This window comes from Actinosynnema sp. CS-041913 (assembly GCF_050942485.1).
Taxonomy (GTDB): Bacteria; Actinomycetota; Actinomycetes; order Mycobacteriales; family Pseudonocardiaceae; genus Actinosynnema.
Map to the genome: position 1 here is coordinate 7,875,141 of NZ_CP192037.1, position 17,068 is coordinate 7,892,208.

Below are 17,068 nucleotides of genomic sequence, written 5' to 3' on the forward strand. Positions count from 1 at the left end.
CGGGGCGGGCCACCGCGCCCGCCATGCTCCTCACCGCGGCCAGAACTGCATCACCCACTGCTCGAAGACCTCGTCGGTGGGCGGCAGGAAGCCCGCTTCGGCGGCGGCCTCCCGCCCCCGGCAGTGCACCCGCAGCGCGTAGACGCCGGGAGCGCCCAGCGGCAACGTCTCCTCGGACACCCCGGACGCCACCGCGGCCAACCGCAGAACCCCTGAGGTCAACGGGATCCCGCCCTCCCACACGGCGTCCCAAGCGCCCTCGGGCGACACCGGCGGCCCGTCCCACGACTCCAGCCGCACCCCCGCCCGGTGCACGGAACCCCCGCTGCGGAAGATCGCGCCGTTCTTGCCGGTCAGCATCGTCGTCGGCGAGCCCAAGGCCTGCCACCCCGGCTCACCGGCCTCCACCCGATCGTCGTCGATGAGCCCGAACAGGCCCCACTCGACTTTCGCGCGGTCGTCCAGCGCGGCCAGCAACCTCGCCATCTCCCCCGGCTCCTCGGTATCGGGTCCACCTCCTACGGCGCCCCATGCTGCACCAGCCGGGGATCGCGGGTCACGACGTAGTCGCCGTCCCGCGTGAACCCGGTGATCTCCGCGCCTCCCGCCAGGTGCGTGCCCAGCACCTCCCGCAGCCGCATCCGCCACTCGTCCGCCAGCGCCGGATCGGCCTTGCGCAGGCCCTCGATGTCGGGCGGAGTCGGCACGAGGAGGCCGTGGCCGGCTCCGGGTGGACGGCGGTCGCAGGCCGCCGCCACCTCGGGTGCGTCGAGGTCCCACCGCACCAGCAGCCGGTCGCTGGCCCCGGTGCCGTTGATGTCGTCCCCCATCTCGCCGTAGAAATCGGGCAGGTACTGCACGGCGCGGGCGGCGAGCTTCGCCAGGTTGAAGTACGCGTTGCGGCGCACCAGCGGGTCGAACGTCCACGTGATGGTGTCCAGCCCGCGTTCCAGCGCCCACGCCCGCTGGTGCAGCTTGAGCGCGAAACCCACCGAACGGCCCCGCACCTCCGCGCTCACGCCGGTCACGTGGGAGTGCAGGGTCCGCCCGATCGGCGTGGCCAGGAACCCCACCGTCGCGCCCACCAGCCGGTCGCCCAGGTAGGCGCCGACGACGTAGTTGCCCGCGTGGGCGAGCACGCGCATCAGCTCGTTGCTGACCGGCGGGTTGTTCGGGTCGGGCCGCCAGATGACGCGGAACAGGTCGTCCACCTCGCGGATGGTGTCGAGGTCGGGCAGTTCCCGTATCCGCACCGCCGACGCCTCCGCGGCGGCGGTGGCCGCGCGGACCGCGTCGTGGACGGTGTCAGGAATGGTCATTCGCGTGCCGCTTTCCGGTGTGCCGGACCAGCCAGTCCACGGTCCGGCGGTGGTAGTCGAGTCGGTGCGACGGCTTGCCGTCGAGGACGAACAGGTGGTTCGCGCCGGGGTAGACGACCAGTTCGGCGGGCACGCCGTGGTCGAGCAGCCCGCCGAACCACTGCTCGGCCTGGCCGACCGGGCACCGCTCGTCCGCCCCGCCGTGCAGCACCAGGGTGGGACTGGCCACCGCGTCGACGCGGGTCAGCGGGGACAGCTCCCGTTGCCGCGCCACCGGTCCGATCTCCTGCTTGCCGATCAGCCCGCCCAGGTCCGACGCGCCGGTCGTGCCGACCAGGTCGCAGACGACGCCCCCGGCGACCACGGCCGCGAACCGGTCGGTGCGGGTGGGCAGCCAACACGACATGAAGCCGCCGTAGCTGTACCCGGTCAGCGCCAGCCGGTCCGGGTCGGCGATCCCCTCGGCCACCAGGGCGTCCACGGGTTCGAGGAAGTCGCGCTCGTCCGCCTCGCCCCACGCGCCCAAGGCGGCCCGGAGGAACTTCTCGCCGTACCCGTCGCTGCCGCGCGGGTTGAGCAGCAGCACCGTCCACCCCTGCGCGACCAGGACCTGGTGGTACAGGTGGACGGGGTCGCGCACCGGGTTCCACGCGTTGTGCGGACCGCCGTGGACGTCGACCAGGAGCGGCGCGGGGGTGGGCGCGTCCGGGTCGCGGAGCACCCAGCCGCGCACCTCCACACCGTCCGAGACGGTGAACGAGCGGGCTGCCGGCTTGGCGTGGCGCACATCGGCGAAGTCCGCCGCGTACGACGTGACGACCGACAGCTCGCCGGTCGCCGGGTCCAGGAACGCCACCTCGGCGAAAGCGTCCACAGTGGACAACACGACGGCCGCCGCGCCCCCTGTCGTGGACAGCCCGGACACCACCCGGTCGCCGCCGATCAGCTTGCGGGTTCCGTCGCCGTCGACCGCGTACAGGTGCGTGCACCCGTCGTCCCGCGCGCAGAACAGGAGCGTCGAGCCCACCGCCTGCGGGAGCGCGCCGGGGTAGCCGTCGCCGCCCGTCATGACGTTGCGGTCCAGGTCCGCGGCTACCGGTCTACCGTCGCGGACCATCCCGACGTTGAACACCCCTTCCTCGGGCGTGCCCACCAGGACCAGGTCGTCGGGCCACGACACCGCGCCCACCACGCCGTCGCCGACCCGCTCGACCTCCGCGGTGGCCAGGTCCAGGACGTACGCGGGCGAGTCACCGGATTCGTCCGCGGCCAGGGAGAGGGCGTCGGCGAACGCCAGCCGCGTGCCGTCCGGGGACCACGCCGGGGAACCGGCGAACGCCGGGCCCGAGGTGACCCGGGTGACCGAGCGGTCGGCCAGGTCCAGCACGAAGAGCTGGGAGCCCGTGCCGCCCAGCCGCCCGAGACCGTCGAGCTTGTGCAGCCGCCGCGTCGTCGCCACCGGCGCGCCGTCCGGGTTCCCGTCCACCAGCGCGGCGAACGCGATCCGGCCGCCGTCCGGGCTCCACACCGGCACTCCCGCGCCCAGCGGGAGGTCGGTCGCCTGCTCGGGCTCGCCGCCGTCGACCGGCAGCAGCCACACCTGGCCCTCGCGCAGGAACGCGATGGTCCGGCCGTCCGGGGAGAACCGGGGCGCGGCGTCGGTGCGCCCGCGGGTGAGCCGGCGCGGCTCGCCGGAGCGGCCGACCCACCACAGCGACTGGACGTTCTCGTCCCCGTCGACCTCCTTCAGCACGTAGGCGACGCGGCTGCCGTCGGGCGAGATCGACGGATCGGTGGGCAGCCGCAGGCGGGTGAGGTCCTCCACGACGTGCGTGCGCAGGGCGTCCGTCATCGTCTACTCCGCCTCGGTGCGGACCGCGGCCCGGCCGTTGAACAGGTACTCGGCGCGGCCCTGCCCGTCCCGGCCGACGAACGCGAACACCTGGTGCCGGCCGTGTTCCTTCTTGACGCCGACGATGGCGTCCTCGCGCAGCCGGACGAACTCGTCCCTGGTGGGCTTGAGCAGCATTCTGGCCTCGTCGGAGATCGGGACCGTGTCGACCCAGCCACGGCCGTCCTCGTCCACGCTGACCGTGAAGCCGAGCATCGGGGTGCGGTAGGAGCCGGTGACCAGGTCGGCGTCCAGCGGCTCCGGGTCGGCGGGCGGCGTGACCGACTCGGAAATGTCCGCGCCCGCGTGCTCGCGGAGCAGTTCCTCCACCAGGCCCTGGTAGATCGTCAGACCACCCAGGCCGTTGGTCAGCAGCGCCACGGCGATGCCCGCCGTGCCGGAGATCCGGAGGAACGCGGTCTGGCCGATGGTGCCGCCGTCGTGGCCGAAGACGTCGGCGCCGTAGTCGAACAGCTCCCAGCCCAGGCCCCAGCCGTCGGCGAGCACGCCGATCGACGGCACGTCGACCTGGCGTTCGCGCATGGCCTTGGCACTGGCCTCGCTGAGCAGCGGCGGGCCGCCGCCGAGGTGCGCGTCCGCCCAGCCGAGCAGGTCGCGGGCCCGCATGGCGAGCAGCGACCCGGCGGGCGCGGTGGACGGCTCCAGCGACCACACCGGCGCGGGCACGGTCTCGCCGGCGCGGTCGACGTGCCCGACGGCGGCGCGGAACATGATCGCCTCGTCGGCGTTCACCGCGACGTGCGTCAGACCGAGCGGCTTGGCGATGTGGTCGTGGATCGCCGCGCCGAACGTCTTGCCGCGCAACACCTCCACCACCCGGCCGAGCACGGTGTAGCCGGTGTTGCAGTAGGAGAACATCGCGCCCGGCCCGTGCACCTGCCGCGCGTCGGTGATGGTCCCGAGGTACTTCTCCACCGCGTCGTCGCCGCGGCCCGTGGGGTGGAACAGGTCGCCGTCGATGCCCGAGGTGTGGTTGAGCAACTGGCGGATGGTGACCCTCGCGGTCGCACCCGGATCGGCGACGCGGAACTCCGGCAGGTACCGCACGACCGGCTGGTCGATGTCCAGCAGGCCGTCGTCCACGAGCTGCATGATCAGCGTCGCGGTCCACACCTTGGTGATGGAGCCGACCTGGAACACCGCGTCGGTCGTGGTCTCCACCTCGGTGTCCAGGCTCAGCACACCGGCCGCGGCGTCCACGACCTCGCCGTCCACCAGCACCGCCGCCTGCGCGCCCGGCACACCGCTCTCGGCCACCAGCCCGGCGAGCCGGCCGGGCAGCCAGGCGGCGATCTCTTCACTGCGTGACATGGGTCTCTCCCTTGGTGTGGGGTGCCGCGTCCGGGACGGAGTCGACCAGCCGGACGGTGTAGGGGTGGGTGGGCGCGTCGAGCACGTCCGCGGTCGCGCCGTGCTCGACGATCCGGCCCCGGTGCATGACGACCATGCGGTCGGTGACCTGCCGCGCCACGGCCAGGTCGTGGGTGATGAACAGCAGCGCGATGCCCAGCTCGCGGTTGGCCTTCCGGAGCACTTCGAGCACCTGGGCCTGCACGGAGACGTCCAGCGCGGCCACCGGCTCGTCGCAGACCAGCAGCCGCGGCCGGACGGCGAGCGCGCGGGCGATGGCGACGCGCTGCCGCTGCCCGCCGGACAGCGCCACCGGCCGCCGCCGCGCGTAGGAGGCGGGCAGCCCGACCAGGTCGAGCAACGAGTCCACTTCGGACTCGGCATCTCTCCCGCGGCGGCGAAGGGATTCGGTGAGCGTGTAGCCCACGGTGTGCGCCGGGTTGAGCGACGAGTACGGGTCCTGGAACACGCACTGCACGAGCAGGCGCGCACGTGCCCGGTCGGCGGACCGCAGCCGCCGGTAGGACGTCACGTCGAGGCCGCCCAGCGTGATGCGGCCCGACGTCGGGTCGGTGAGGCCGAGCACGGCGCGGGCGAGCGTGGTCTTGCCCGACCCCGACTCCCCGACCACGGCCAGCGACTCGCCTTCGCCGACGTGCAGCGACACCCCGGCCAGCGCGGTGTGCTCGGCGCGGCGCAGGCCGATCGACCGGTACACCTTCACCAGGTCCGTGACGTCTAGCAGCGTGTCGCGGGTCCGGCCGGGCGGTTCCGCCGCGGGCTCGGCGACCTCCGGCGGCGACAGGTCGATCTCGCCGTGCCGCCGGCACGCGGTGGACCGGTCGCCGAGGTCGACCAGCGGCGGCGCCTGCTCCGCGCAGGCGGGTTCGGCCCAGCCGCACCGGTCCGTGAACGGGCACCGGTCGGCCACGTCGGCGGCGGCCGGGACGGAGCCCGGGATGCCGAGCAGCACCGGTTGCCGGTGGGTGACCGAGGGCACGGACCGCAGCAGCCCGGCCGTGTACGGGTGCGCGGGCGCGTCCAGGTCGGCCGACGGCGCGGACTCGACCAGCGCGCCCGCGTACATGACGAGCACCCGGTCGCACGCCTGGCGCGCCACCCGCAGGTCGTGGGTGATCAGGACCAGGCCCATCTCCCGCTCGGCCTGGATGCGGCGCAGCAGGGCCAGCACGTCGCGCTGGGTCGTCACGTCCAGCGCGGTGGTCGGCTCGTCCGCGATCAGCAGGCCGGGGTCCTTCGCCAGCGCCGCCGCCAGCGCGATCCGCTGCCGCATCCCGCCGGAGAGCTGGAACGGGTACCGCCCCGCCACCGCCGGGTCGTCGATGCCGACCTCGGCGAGCCGCCGCGCCACCTCCACCCGGTCCGCCCGTCCGGGCAGGCTCTCCACGAGGTGCGTGCCGACCGTCGCCAGCGGGTTGAGCATGGTGAACGGGTCCTGCATGAGCAGCGCCACCCGGTGGCCGCGCACGCCGCGCAAGTCCTTGCGCCCCACCAGCTCCGTGCCGTCCAGGCAAGCCGACCCGCCGGACCTCAGCCCCTGCGGCAGCAGGGACACCAGGGCGCGGGCGGTCAGCGACTTGCCCGAGCCGGACTCGCCGACCAGGCCCACCGTCTCGCCGGGCCCGACCCGGAACGACACCCCGCGCACCAGCACCCGCGACCGTCCATCGTGGACGGTGAGGTCACGCACGTCCAGCATCACGCCCCCTTGCGGACATCAGGTCGTAGAGGCGGTCGCCGAGCAGCGTCACGCTCGCGGCGACCGCGGTGATGAGGACGGCGGGCCCGATCATGGCGGCCGGGTTGAGGTCGAGCAGCCCCTTGTTCTCCGCCAGCATCCGCCCCCAGTCGGGTGCGCCGACGCCGACGCCGAGGCCGAGGAACGCCAGCGCGGCCAAGCCGACCAGCGCCCCGACGAACGACAGCAGCAGGTTCGCCACCACGGTCGGCAGCACGTTGGGCAGCAGGTGCGCGAACAGGATCCGGCCGCGGCCCAGACCCACCGTGCGCGCCGCCTCGACGTAAGCGAGGTTGCGCTGCGCCAGCACGGCACTGCGCACCATCCGGGTGTCGGCCGGCACGCTCAACGCGATCAGCACCCCGATCGCCAGCGGGTAGCCGCCGTCGAACACGCCGACCACGACGATCGCGACCAGCAGCGGCGGGATCGCGTAGACCAGGTCGACCAGCCGCATGATCGCCGAGTCCACCCAGCCGCCCCGGTACCCGGCGAGCAGGCCGATCGCGGTGCTCAGCACGGCCACGCCGAGCGCCACCGCGGCCGGTCCCAGCAGCGCGGTGCGGCTGCCCGCGATCAGCCGGGACAGCACGTCGCGCCCCAAGTCGTCGGTGCCCAGCCAGTGCGCTCCACCGGGCGGCATGGCGCTGTTCGCCAGGTCCTGCGCGCCGGGGTCGAAGGGCGCGATCCAGTCGCCGGCCAGCGCGGCGATCACCACCAGGCCCAGCGCGAGCGCGGACAGTGCGCGCACGATCATCAGACACCTCCGGCGTGCCGGACCCGGGGGTCGAGCCCCAGGTAGCACAGGTCCACGAGCAGGTTCACGCCGATGACCAGCGCGGCGGTGAGCAGCGCGAGGCCCTGCACCACCGGGATGTCCTTTGTGGACACGGATTCGACCAGCAGCGATCCCACGCCCGGCAACGCGAACGTCGCCTCCACCAGCACCGCCCCGGTCAACGAGTACGCCAGCACCAGACCGGCCGACGTGATCACCGGCAGCGCGGAGTTGCGCAGCGCGTACCGGCCCAGCACCACCGGCCGGGGCAGCCCGCGCGCCTCGGCGAACGTGATGAAGTCCTGCGCCGTCACGTCCAGCGTCGCCGCCCGCGTCTGCCGGGCCACGATCGCGACCCCGGCGATCGCCAGGGCGACCGCGGGCAGCGTCAGGTGGCTGATCCGGTCGGCGAACCCGCTGCCCGCGCCGAACACCGGGAACCAGCCCAGGCCGACGCCGAACACGCTCAGCAGCATCAGCCCCACCGCGAACGGCGGCGCGCTCACGCCCAGCAGCGCGGTCACCGTGACACCCCGGTCCCACGCGGTGTCCCGCCGGATGCCCGCGAACAGCCCCGCGGGCACCGCGACCAGCAGCACCAGCACGAACGCGTACAGGCCCAGCCAGATCGTCACGTCCAGCCGCTCGGCGAGCAGGTCGCCCACCGCGCGGCCGGACCGCACCGAACGGCCGAAGTCCAGCTCCAGCACCCCGGACAGCCAGTGCCAGTACCGGCTCAGGAACGGTTCGTCGAGGTGGTGCCGGGCGCGGATCGCGGCGATCAGCTCGGGCGTGGGCTGCCGCGTGCCCAGCAGGGTCTGCTCGGGGCTGCCCGGACTGGCCGCCAGCAGCGAGAACACCAGGAACGACGTGACCAGCAGCGTGCCCGCCGCCGCGACGACCCGCTTGCCCAGGAACGCCAGGACGAACATGGCCTACGCCGCCGCCTTCAGGGAGGTCGCCCAGTTGAAGCCGGCGAGCCACGGCGTCGGCTCCGGGCTGAACACGTGCTCGGCGCGGACGGCGTGCGCCGCGTCCTCCTCGAACAGCGGCACGTACGGCAGCTCTTCGGCGTTGAGCCGCATGATGTCGGCGATCGGCGCCACGTCGTCGCCCAGCGTGCCGAGCTTCGCCTCCAGGTCCGGCCGGGTGAAGTTGGCCGTGTTGAAGCCGTTCGCCGTGGCGGAGGCCTCGCCGAACATGATGGGCAGCATCTCGCCGGGGTAGGGCGTGCCGCCGCCCGCGCGCATGATCTGGAGCTTCAAGTCCTTGTGCGCGAAGATGTTCGCCACCCACTGCTGGTCCGGCTGCCCCTTCGGCACGAGCGTGATGCCGATGGTCGACAGGTTGCGCGCCAGGTTCTCCAGCAGCAGCCGGGACCACGGCTGCGTCGTCGGGTAGGGCACCTCGACGGTGAACCCGCCCGCGTGCCGCGACTTCGCCAGCTCCTCCTTGGCCTTGGCCAGGTCGAACGGGTACGTCGGCAGCGACCCGACCAGCTCGGCCGCCTTGTCCTTGCCCACCAACGCCTCCAACTGGAGCGACGACACCGGGCTGGACGACAGCCGGGCCCGGCCGCCGAACAGCGGGTCCAGCAGGCCCTGCCGGTCCACCGAGTAGGCGATGGCGCGGCGCACGTGCACGTCGTCGAACGGCGCGGCGGTGACGTCCATCGACAGGTAGTTCACGCTGACGCTGCGGGTGAAGTACAGCGAGACCTCGGCCGTGCGCTCCCACTTGCGGACGTCCTGGAGCGGCAGCGCGAACGTGCCGTCGACCTCGCCCGCGATCATCGCGAGCCGCAGCGCCTCCGGGTCGGGGATCGGCTTGTAGCCGAGCTTCACCACCTTCGGCTTGGTGTCCCAGTAGCCGTCGTAGCGCTCGAAGTCCACGCCGTCGGCGGGCGAGAACCGGGTCACCCGGTACGGGCCGGTGCCCATGCCCGGCTTCTCCGGCGAGCCGAGGCTCTCGCCGGCCGCCTCGACGTACTCCTTCTGCTGCACGATCCACACGATGGCGGGCACGTACTTGAACTTGGGGTCCGGCGCGGACAGCTTCACCGTGACCTCGTCGGGCCCGGTGGCCGTGACCTCCTTGACCGCGCCCAGGTACAGCAGCGTCTCGGCGGCCTCCGCCGGGTCCGTCTGGCGGCGCAGCGAGTGCGCCACGTCCTCGGCCGTCATCGGCTTGCCGTCCCAGAACGTCACGCCCTGGCGCAGCTTGTACACGTAGGTCAACGGGTCCGGGTTGGTCCACGACGTGGCCAGCGCCGGCTGGAGCCGCCCCTCCTGGTCGATCCGGAGCAGCCCGTCGAACGCGGCGAAGATCGCCGCGTTCGACCGGGTGTCCAGCGCGTGCGCGATGTCGAGCGACCGGGGCGCGCCGGGCATCGCCCAGGTCAGCTCCGGGATGTCCGCGTCACCCGCCGCCCGCTTGCCGGTCGGTCCGGCCCCGGTGCTCACGCACCCGGCCAGCACGAGCGCCGCCGTTGCCGCCACTGCCGCGATCCTGGTCCGCCGCATCGCTGCCTCACCCGCCTCGTCGAGGAATTCCCACATGGTGGTGCGGCGTGCCGGGCGGCGCTTCGTCGTGGCCCACCAACCTGCGCGAGCCGGTTCGTCGTCCGCGACGAAGCGCCGCGGTGCGGGATGGCCGTCCACTTGAGCACGGGCAGCGCGTCGCCGAGGGCCGCCACGCGGGGGCTGGACACCGGCCTCCCCGTCCGTCGCGGCACCCGGGACCGCGCGACACCCCGGCCGCCACCGGCCGGGCCGATCCGTGCACCGCTGGAGGAGTCGGAAGTGAAGCTGCGCGAAGTGGAGCTGCGTCGGATCCGGATGCCGCTGGTGTCCCCGTTCCGGACGTCGTTCGGCACGCAGACCGGGCGGGACGTCCTGCTGGTGCGGGCCGTGACCGACGAGGAGGAGGGCTGGGGCGAGTGCGTCGCGATGGCCGACCCGGTGTACTCGCCGGAGTACCTGGACGGGTGCGCGGACGTGCTGCGCCGGTTCTTCGTGCCCGCGCTGATGTCAGCGGACCGGCTCGACGCCACGTCCGTCGCCGCGCGGCTGCGGCGGTTCCACGGGCACCACATGGCCAAGGGCGCGCTGGAGATGGCGGTGCTGGACGCCGAGCTGCGGGCCCGGGGCGTGCCGCTGGCGCGGGAGCTGGGCGCGGAGGCCGACTCGGTGCCGTGCGGGGTGTCGGTCGGCATCATGGACTCGGTCGACGCGCTGCTGGAGGCGGTCGGCGGGTACCTGGACGCGGGTTACCTGCGGATCAAGCTGAAGATCGAGCCCGGCTGGGACGTGGCGCCGGTGCGCGCGGTGCGGGAGCGGTTCGGGGACGACGTGCTGCTCCAGGTCGACGCGAACACCGCCTACACCCTCGCCGACGCGCGGCACCTCGCCCGGCTCGACCCGTTCGACCTGCTGCTGATCGAGCAGCCGCTGCCCGAGGACGACATCCTGGGGCACGCGGAGCTGGCCAAGGCCCTGACGACGCCGGTGTGCCTGGACGAGTCGATCACGTCGGCCCGCACGGCGGCGGCGGCCATCACGCTGGGCGCGTGCTCAGTGGTCAACATCAAGCCCGGCCGGGTGGGCGGCTACCTGGAGGCCCGGCGCATCCACGACGTGTGCGCGGCGCACGGGGTTCCGGTGTGGTGCGGCGGGATGCTGGAGACCGGTCTCGGGCGGGCGGCGAACATCGCGTTGGCGGCGCTGCCGGGCTGCACGCTGCCGGGCGACACGTCCGCGTCGGACCGGTACTACCGGACCGACATCACCGAGCCGTTCGTGCTGGAGGACGGTCACCTGCCGGTGCCCACCGGCCCCGGGCTGGGGGTGCGGCCGATCCCGGAGCTGCTGGAGGAGGTCACCGTGTCGAGCGAACGGCTGTCGTAACCCGGCTCCGCATCGGTCGACACTTTCGCGGACCATTCCGACGGTGATCTCTACTCCGGGTAATTGTCCACGGTTCGCTGATGACCTCTTCGAGTGAGTTGTATACCTGAATTCCCCCTTCTCCGTCCGCGCGGCCGATCAGTACGCTGCACACCGAACTGATCAGCGGGATTTCCGCCGGAAAAGGGGAACAATCGTCATGTCGGATCAAGTGCGGCTCGACAACATCGACCGGGTGTTCGCCATTCTCGACCTGGACGGCGACGGCGGGATCCGCTGGGACGACTTCGGGTCGATCGCCGAGGGCGTGGGCGGTGAGTTCGGGCTCGGGCCGGAGTCCCCCGAGGTCCGGAACCTGCTGGCGGGGTACCGGGAGGTGTGGGTCTACGTCAGCGGGGCGGCGGACCTCGACGCGGACGGCGTGGTGGGCAAGGACGAGTTCCGGCAGGCCCACGCGGCGCAGCGGCTGTCCACCGGCGAAGTGCTGCACAAGTGGCTCACGGTCTCCGAACGGGCTTTCGAACTGGCCGACCGCGACGGCGACGGTTTCCTCGACGAAAGCGCGCTCGCGGGCATCTACCGGGGCGCGGGCGTGACCGATCCGCAGGTGGCGTCGATCGCCTTCGGAGCCATGGACGTCGACGGTGACGGCCGGCTCGACAAGGCGGAATTCTGCGCCAACGTGCAAGGCCTGTTCACCTCGACCGACGAGGCCGGGAAGGGCGCCCACATGCTCAGCGGCAACTGAGTGCCTGCGCCGGGGCGGCGTCCTGCGCGCGCCGGCCGGTTCCTCCATCGGTCGCAGCAGGCTTCCAGCCGGCTGTCCAACCGGTCGGTGGCGATCCGCGGCTTGATCGGATGGCACCCGACGGAGTGGGCAGCCGGTGCCACTGGCCGGTTCCTCGCAGTACTGCCGGATCTCGTAGACGGACGCTCCGCCCGCATCCACTCGTCGTGTTCGGCGTGCCGGCCGGTGTGGCGAAGACGCCCCGGGATCCGGCCGACGGCTTCGGGTCAGGTCCGCTTGCGGCTCGCGATCTCGTCAGAGAGCTGCCGCACGTGGGCGGGGTCCGCGTCCCGGGCAAGGGCGACGTAGTGGTCCATGACGGCCGGCCGGTAGCGCACGGGCAACGTCTGTCCCGGGGCGAGTCGGGTGAGCTCGGTGATCGTGAGGTCTTCGTCCGCGATACCGCGGAACGAGATGCCGTCGGCGGTCTCCACGTCGAACATCAGGACCACGCGTGGACTGCCGTCGCTGCCGACCTCCCGCCAGTCGACGAGAACGCCGAGCGCAAGCGCCCCCGTACGCAGTTCCGCCTTGCGCTTCCGTGCATCACTGCTCAGGAGCGGGTTCGGGGCGACGCCCGGGAAGTCGGGCCCGACGCCGAGCGATTCCCGACTCAGGTCGGGCCTGAGCTGCGCCATCAGATCGTCGATCTTCTTCTTCCAACCGAACATCCCGACCCCTCCCTCACACCGGTGCGGAACCTCGGCCTGGCGCTTCGCCCTCACCGCGAGTCTACGTCGCGGCCATTCCCGACCTCCGTCGCATCGCCCCGTCCCGATGGGGTCGCCTGCGGTCGCGGACGGGCCCGGTCGGTGCACCTGTCCGCCCACCCGACCCCTGCCTATTCGTCGGACACGCCGGGGCCTAGCAGCAGGTCGGGGAGCCGGCCGAGCGCCCGCTGGAACGGCGTGCCGTCGCCGAACAGCCGGCCGTGCACCAGGCCGCCCTCGATCCACGCGAACGCGTCCTCGGCCGCCGCCCTGGCCTCCGGCTCGGAGCGCCCGCCGCGGCGCGCCACGTCGGCCATCGCGGAGATCCACACGTCGGCCACCGCCGCCGCCCGCAGCCGCACCCGCTCCGGCGCGCCGCTCAACGGCAGGGTGTCCAGCACGCACGACAGCAGGCCACCGCCGTAGAACTCGCTGATCCGCTCCGCCGACCGGACGACGCCGGCCCGTGCGTCCGGGTCGGTGCGCATCGGCTCCAGCACCTCGTCGAACAGCCGCTGCACCCGCCCCAGGACCGCCTCCGCCATCTCGGCCTTGCCGTCCGGGAAGCGGTGGTAGAGGCTCGCCCGCTTCAGGCCGGTGGACTCGGCGAGGGCGGCCAGCGACGCGCCCTCGTAGCCGGCGGTGCGGAACACCTCGGCGAGGCGGTCGTAGAGCTCGTCGTCGCGCACTGACGGGGGACGGGCCATCCGTCACGTTTACCGAACGAACGGTCAACGCGCAAGCGTGTCCCGGACATCTCCGACGTCGGCTGCGTCTCATTGCTTTACCGATCGTTCGGTAATAGCTTCGGCGTTGCCCCCGACAACGAGCGAACAGACCCCCGAAAGGACCCGACATGCCCTACATCACGGTGGGACAGGAGAACAGCGCCGAGATCCGGCTGCACTACACCGACCGCGGCGCCGGCCGGCCCGTGGTGCTGATCCACGGCTACCCGCTGTCCGGCGCGTCGTGGGAGAAGCAGGAGCAGGCGCTGCTGGCCGCCGGCCACCGCGTGATCACCTACGACCGGCGCGGTTTCGGCAAGTCCGACCAGCCCGACACCGGCTACGACTACGACACCTTCGCCGACGACCTGGACCGGGTGCTCACCGCGCTGGACCTGACCGGGGTGGCGCTGGTCGGCTTCTCGATGGGCACCGGCGAGGTAGGCCGCTACCTCGCCCGGCACGGCGCCGCGCGCGTGGCCAAGGCGGTGTTCCTGGCCTCGCTGGAGCCCTTCCTGCTCAAGACGGAGGACAACCCCACCGGCGTGGACGCCGAGGTGTTCGACGGCATCCAGGCCGCCGCCCAGGCCGACCGCTACGCCTGGTTCGACCAGTTCTACCGCGACTTCTACAACCTGGACGAGAACCTGGGTTCCCGGATCAGCGAGGCGGTCGTGCGGACCAGTTACGCGGTGGCCGCCGGAGCGGGCGCGAAGGCGTCCTGGGCCGTGGTGCCCACCTGGCTGACCGATTTCCGGGCGGACATCCCGAAGATCGCCGAGACCGGCGTGCCCGCCCTGATCGTGCACGGCACGGCCGACCGCATCCTGCCCGTCGACGCCGCCGGACGGGAGTTCGCCAAGCGGCTGCCCGGCGCGGAGTACGTCGAGATCGAAGGCGCCCCGCACGGCTTCCTGTGGACCCACGCCGACGAGATCTCCGACCTGCTGGTGCGCTTCCTGACCAAGTAGGGCACCCCGTGGGTGGCGAGCGGAACGCCCGCCACCCACGGCGAGGCGATCACACCGCCGGCCGGCCGGGCATGAAATCCTCCGAGACGCGATCAGGCGGCTCACGCGCCGGACGCTTGCAGCTCTTTCCGCAAGCGCCGGGCGAGGATGTCCAGCATGCGGTGAACGGCGCGGGGGACGGTGGTCAACGAGTCCGCCGCCGCGGTCAGGTTGAGTGTGACGTGCCCGCCGGCCGCGAGCGGCACCGGGATGGCCACGCAGCACAGCCCGTGCTGGTCGGGGAAGTAGTGCTCCCAGCGGTTCACCGTGACCGGGGCGCCGAGGGACCGCGCGAGCCCGGCCGCGGTGACGCCGGCGTGGTCGCCGTCCCAGCACGCCCCGTCGAGGAACCCGAGCCGGTCGGCCGCGGCGAGCGCGTCGCGATGGCCGCCGCGGTGCAACACCATGTCGTCGGAGTCGAGCACGACCGCGAGCAGTTCGTTGCGCGTGGCGAGGTCGATCAACTCGGCGACGACCGGCGATCCGGCGGGAAGCGGGGACAGCCGTCGACGGCGCTCCAACTCGTCCCGGTCGAGGAGTTCCACCAGGGTGCCGCGGTCGGGTGTCAGGCCGTCCTCGTTCAGCCGCGCCCACCCGTCGGCGATGACCGGGCGCGGCGTCAACGGTCCGGCGCCGCCGGCGCGGAAAGTCTCGTGGACGCGCTGCCCGGCGCGCAGCCATGCCCGGCGCTCGTGCCCGTCACCGAGGAGGAACGGCGCCAGGTCGCGGCGTGCGTGCCTGCGCTGGCAACGGACGGTGGCCGGGCAGATGCCCAGCTCCGCGGCGATGTCGGCGACCGTCCACCCCGGCGGTCGTCCGAAGAAGAGCCAGGCCAGCACGTCCCGCCGCCGCTCCGGCGCGATGGCCAGGCACTGCCGCACGACGTCCAGCTCGCAGCCGCGTTCGCAGGCGTCGGTGACGGGGTCGCGCGGTCCGGACCACAACCCGTCCCGAGCCCATCGCGCCTCACCGGTCCGGCGGGCGGCCTGCTTCCGCCGGGCCCCGACCACCTCGCGAACCACGGCTCTGCGCAGGTAGGCGTCCTGGTGCCGCACCGCGACCCAGCGTGACCACGACTGCATGACGCGCACGGCCACCGCGCCGGCGGCGTCCTCGGCTTCCGGGCGGGCGGCTCCGGCCTGCAGCCCCATCACGACCATCTTCGGGTGCCAGCAAACGAAGAACTCCGCCCACGCGTCCTCGACGCCGTTCATCGCGCCCTCCCCGGCAGACGGCGCCGGCCGACGACACGGTGCGCCCGCCGGGCGGGCACGCTGCCGGAGCGCCTGCGGGAGGCACTGCTCCGGACGATCTCGCACACGTCGAGGCCGGCCCGCAGCGCGGCCACGACTAAGCCACTCACTTGGATGACGGTGATGAGCATCGACTCTCCCACGGTGCTGGTCGCCCAGCGGTCGACAACAGTGTCGTACCTGAAGAGTCGGACGGTCCCTCGACCGTGCAAGGGCACACCACCCCGGGGACCGTGAGCCCGCACGACCGACGGTGTCAGAGCCGTGTCAGTCGTATGTCCGGTCGATCGGCGACAGTTGCCGCGACAACCGCGACGAAAGGACCTCCGATGACCCAGCCGGTTCCCGTCCCGCACGGCCTCCCCATGCAGCGCGACGCGGGCCCGTTCGACCCGCCCAGCCGGCTCACCCGGCTGCGCGAGGCCCGCCCCGTCAGCCCCCTGGTCTTCCCCGACGGTCACGAGGGCTGGCTCGTCACCGGCTACGACGCGGTCCGCCAACTCCTGGCCGACACCCGGTTCAGCTCCCGCCAGGACATCGGCATCCTCCACATGCCGTACGAGACCCCCGGCATGCCCGCCCCTGTCGAACCGTCCCCGCAGGTGCCCGGTCTGTTCATCGCGATGGACCCGCCCGACCACACCCGGCTTCGGAAGAAGCTCACCGGCGCCTTCACCGTCAAACGCATGAAACAGCTCGAAGAGCACATCGTCGACATCGCCGAGCGGCAACTGGACGAGCTGGCGCGTCTGACCCCGCCGGTCGACCTGGTCAAGGAGTTCGCGCTGCCGATGCCCTCACTGGTGATCTGCGAACTGCTCGGCGTCCCCTACGCGGACCGGGCGAGCTTCCAGGCCGACTCCGCCAAGTTCATGGAAAGGGACGTGACGCTCGAAGAGAAGATGGCCGCGTACACCGGCCTGACCACGTACCTGGCCGAACTGGTCACGCGCAAGCGCGCCGCCCCGGACGACGACCTGCTGTCCGACCTGGCCCGCCAGGACGACCTCACCGTCGAGGAGCTGACCGGCATCGCCTTCCTGCTGCTGCTCGCGGGCCACGAGACCACCGCCAACATGCTGGCGCTGGGCACCTTCGCGCTCCTGGAGCACCCCGGGCAGCTCGCCGAACTGCGCGCCGACCCGGACCTGCTGCCCGGCGCCGTCGAAGAACTCATGCGCTACCTGTCCGTCGCCGACATCTTCTTCCGCTACGCCACGGAGGACATCGAACTCGGCGGCGAAACCATCCCGGAGGGGTCGACCGTCATCGTCTCGCTGCTGGCGGCCAACCGCGATCCGAAACGCTTCGACAACCCCGACACCCTGGACGTCCACCGCACGGCCCGCGGTCACGTGTCCTTCGGCCACGGCATCCACCAGTGCCTCGGCCAGCAACTGGCCCGCATCGAGATGCGCGCCGGCTTCGCCGGGCTGCTGCGCCGCTTCCCGACCCTCCAGCTCGCCGTCCCCGCCGGCGAGGTGCGGCTCAAGAGCGACATGAACATCTACGGCGTCCACGAACTGCCGGTCACCTGGACGGAAACGGCCGGGTGAC

At 72.6% G+C, this 17,068-nt stretch carries 15 protein-coding genes; 4 read left to right on the top strand and 11 right to left on the bottom strand.

Going from position 1 to position 17,068, the window contains the following annotated elements; translation table 11 throughout:
- Positions 1-30 precede the first annotated feature (30 nt).
- Genes ACQPZF_RS35450 through ACQPZF_RS35485 form a run of 8 tightly spaced genes read right to left on the bottom strand, consistent with a single transcriptional unit; the run spans position 31 to position 9,676 of the window.
- Positions 31-486: a hypothetical protein gene (locus ACQPZF_RS35450; protein WP_433264574.1), complete on the bottom strand. Its 456-nt coding sequence runs from the start codon at positions 484-486 to the stop codon at positions 31-33.
- A 32-nt stretch (positions 487-518) separates the two neighbouring features.
- Complete coding sequence (locus ACQPZF_RS35455) at positions 519-1,319, bottom strand: GNAT family N-acetyltransferase (protein ID WP_433264576.1); 801 nt, start codon at positions 1,317-1,319, stop codon at positions 519-521.
- On the bottom strand, positions 1,306-3,171 hold the full coding sequence (locus tag ACQPZF_RS35460; protein ID WP_433264578.1) for a prolyl oligopeptidase family serine peptidase: 1,866 nt from the start codon (positions 3,169-3,171) through the stop codon (positions 1,306-1,308). Before ACQPZF_RS35460 ends, ACQPZF_RS35455 begins: the two co-directional genes overlap by 14 nt.
- A 3-nt stretch (positions 3,172-3,174) precedes the next feature.
- A complete protein-coding gene (locus ACQPZF_RS35465) occupies positions 3,175-4,542 on the bottom strand; it encodes a serine hydrolase domain-containing protein (RefSeq protein WP_433264579.1) in 1,368 nt (455 codons plus the stop codon).
- A complete protein-coding gene (locus tag ACQPZF_RS35470) occupies positions 4,529-6,301 on the bottom strand; it encodes a dipeptide ABC transporter ATP-binding protein (protein WP_433264581.1) in 1,773 nt (590 codons plus the stop codon). Before ACQPZF_RS35470 ends, ACQPZF_RS35465 begins: the two co-directional genes overlap by 14 nt.
- Complete coding sequence (locus tag ACQPZF_RS35475) at positions 6,285-7,097, bottom strand: ABC transporter permease (protein ID WP_433264583.1); 813 nt, start codon at positions 7,095-7,097, stop codon at positions 6,285-6,287. The genes ACQPZF_RS35470 and ACQPZF_RS35475 overlap by 17 nt, the downstream gene beginning before the upstream one ends.
- Entirely contained in the window at positions 7,097-8,050 is a 954-nt protein-coding gene (locus ACQPZF_RS35480; RefSeq protein ID WP_433264585.1) for an ABC transporter permease, read from the bottom strand. Before ACQPZF_RS35480 ends, ACQPZF_RS35475 begins: the two co-directional genes overlap by 1 nt.
- A 3-nt stretch (positions 8,051-8,053) precedes the next feature.
- Positions 8,054-9,676, bottom strand: coding sequence for an ABC transporter substrate-binding protein (locus ACQPZF_RS35485; protein WP_433264587.1), 1,623 nt, complete (start codon positions 9,674-9,676; stop codon positions 8,054-8,056).
- A 243-nt stretch (positions 9,677-9,919) separates the two neighbouring features.
- Between ACQPZF_RS35485 and menC the strand changes: the two genes are divergently transcribed.
- The gene (gene menC, locus ACQPZF_RS35490; RefSeq protein ID WP_433264589.1) at positions 9,920-11,023 is read left to right on the top strand and encodes an o-succinylbenzoate synthase; all 1,104 of its coding nucleotides are present in this window, start codon (positions 9,920-9,922) and stop codon (positions 11,021-11,023) included.
- A 199-nt stretch (positions 11,024-11,222) separates the two neighbouring features.
- On the top strand, positions 11,223-11,771 hold the full coding sequence (locus tag ACQPZF_RS35495) for an EF-hand domain-containing protein (protein ID WP_433264591.1): 549 nt from the start codon (positions 11,223-11,225) through the stop codon (positions 11,769-11,771).
- A gap of 266 nt (positions 11,772-12,037) precedes the next feature.
- Here the strand turns inward: ACQPZF_RS35495 and ACQPZF_RS35500 are convergent, their stop codons facing one another.
- Together ACQPZF_RS35500 and ACQPZF_RS35505 are read right to left on the bottom strand one after the other, a co-directional pair.
- On the bottom strand, positions 12,038-12,481 hold the full coding sequence (locus ACQPZF_RS35500; protein WP_433264593.1) for a hypothetical protein: 444 nt from the start codon (positions 12,479-12,481) through the stop codon (positions 12,038-12,040).
- A 170-nt stretch (positions 12,482-12,651) separates the two neighbouring features.
- Positions 12,652-13,209: a TetR/AcrR family transcriptional regulator gene (locus ACQPZF_RS35505; protein ID WP_433264595.1), complete on the bottom strand. Its 558-nt coding sequence runs from the start codon at positions 13,207-13,209 to the stop codon at positions 12,652-12,654.
- A gap of 167 nt (positions 13,210-13,376) precedes the next feature.
- On the opposite strand from ACQPZF_RS35505, the gene ACQPZF_RS35510 reads away from it, so the two are divergent.
- A complete protein-coding gene (locus ACQPZF_RS35510) occupies positions 13,377-14,219 on the top strand; it encodes an alpha/beta fold hydrolase (RefSeq protein WP_433264597.1) in 843 nt (280 codons plus the stop codon).
- A gap of 101 nt (positions 14,220-14,320) precedes the next feature.
- On the opposite strand, the gene ACQPZF_RS35515 is transcribed toward ACQPZF_RS35510, so the two are convergent.
- Complete coding sequence (locus ACQPZF_RS35515) at positions 14,321-15,472, bottom strand: hypothetical protein (protein WP_433264599.1); 1,152 nt, start codon at positions 15,470-15,472, stop codon at positions 14,321-14,323.
- Between the two features lie 368 nt (positions 15,473-15,840).
- Here ACQPZF_RS35515 and ACQPZF_RS35520 point away from each other — a divergent pair, with 368 nt between their 5' ends.
- A complete protein-coding gene (locus ACQPZF_RS35520) occupies positions 15,841-17,067 on the top strand; it encodes a cytochrome P450 (protein ID WP_433264601.1) in 1,227 nt (408 codons plus the stop codon).
- The last annotated feature ends 1 nt before the right edge of the window (position 17,068 follow it).